This is a genomic window from Paraclostridium benzoelyticum (assembly GCF_001006285.1).
GTDB lineage: Bacteria > Bacillota > Clostridia > Peptostreptococcales > Peptostreptococcaceae > Paraclostridium > Paraclostridium benzoelyticum.
The window spans coordinates 1-1,276 of the sequence record NZ_LBBT01000367.1 but is presented as its reverse complement, the minus strand read 5'-3'; the positions used below and the strand labels follow the sequence as shown (position 1 = coordinate 1,276).

2 protein-coding genes are annotated in these 1,276 nt (G+C 22.7%); one reads left to right on the top strand and one right to left on the bottom strand.

Annotated features, from left to right (window positions below; all coding sequences use genetic code 11):
- Positions 1 to 165 precede the first annotated feature (165 nt).
- Positions 166 to 624, top strand: a complete 459-nt coding sequence (locus tag VN21_RS17735; protein ID WP_046824447.1) for a hypothetical protein — start codon at positions 166 to 168, stop codon at positions 622 to 624.
- A gap of 28 nt (positions 625 to 652) precedes the next feature.
- Here the strand turns inward: VN21_RS17735 and VN21_RS17730 are convergent, their stop codons facing one another.
- On the bottom strand, positions 653 to 1,111 hold the full coding sequence (locus VN21_RS17730; protein ID WP_046824447.1) for a hypothetical protein: 459 nt from the start codon (positions 1,109 to 1,111) through the stop codon (positions 653 to 655).
- Positions 1,112 to 1,276 lie beyond the last annotated feature (165 nt).

The following is a 1,276-nucleotide window of genomic DNA, read 5'->3' as shown; positions in this document are numbered from 1 at the left end:
AAATATAATAAATTTTATAGAAACAAATACAGATGCAGAAATTATTAATATTGATGAAGATGTATTAAATATATAGAAAAATTAAAAATAGTGATAATTAAGAATATATTTCATATTTATGAGAAATCTAATTGTAGTATATATTAAAAAGGAGTTTTTGTCATAATGAAAAAAACATTTATATTAACTGCAATTCTAACTTTACTATGTACTACAATTACCTTTTCACAACCTAGCGAACATGTAATGTCGTCCGTTAAAGATTTGATTAGAGTACAGAATGACTTAGATATGATTATCAAAAAAATTATTTCTTGTGAGTATGATAAAGTATCTATGGAAAAGACTCTTAAATTTGATGGGGAGATTTTAAGTAGTATATTTAACAAATGTAATACTAACTACATTAAGGGAGATTCAAATCTTGTAAGAAGAGAAACAGATACTATTTTTTACATTGCCTCAATATATAGATTATCTATAAATGGAATTTTACTTTATTTAGAAGATAAAAATAATTACGAAGCTTATTTTTTAGATTCAGTAGCTCAATATAAAGGAGGAAGCCTTGCATTAGATCAATTTAGGCAAACTTTAGAAAGAGTATATAAAATTAAAATATAAAAAAGCTAATTTAATTAAATTAGCTTTTTTATATTTTAATTTTATATACTCTTTCTAAAGTTTGCCTAAATTGATCTAATGCAAGGCTTCCTCCTTTATATTGAGCTACTGAATCTAAAAAATAAGCTTCGTAATTATTTTTATCTTCTAAATAAAGTAAAATTCCATTTATAGATAATCTATATATTGAGGCAATGTAAAAAATAGTATCTGTTTCTCTTCTTACAAGATTTGAATCTCCCTTAATGTAGTTAGTATTACATTTGTTAAATATACTACTTAAAATCTCCCCATCAAATTTAAGAGTCTTTTCCATAGATACTTTATCATACTCACAAGAAATAATTTTTTTGATAATCATATCTAAGTCATTCTGTACTCTAATCAAATCTTTAACGGACGACATTACATGTTCGCTAGGTTGTGAAAAGGTAATTGTAGTACATAGTAAAGTTAGAATTGCAGTTAATATAAATGTTTTTTTCATTATGACAAAAACTCCTTTTTAATATATACTACAATTAGATTTCTCATAAATATGAAATATATTCTTAATTATCACTATTTTTAATTTTTCTATATATTTAATACATCTTCATCAATATTAATAATTTCTGCATCTGTATTTGTTTCTATAAAATTTATTATATTT

Excerpts from the sequence above, each read along its gene's own strand:
- VN21_RS17735 (WP_046824447.1), top strand. The coding sequence starts at position 166 with ATGAAAAAAACATTTATATTAACTGCAATTCTAACTTTACTATGTACT.
- VN21_RS17730 (WP_046824447.1), bottom strand. The coding sequence starts at position 1,111 with ATGAAAAAAACATTTATATTAACTGCAATTCTAACTTTACTATGTACT.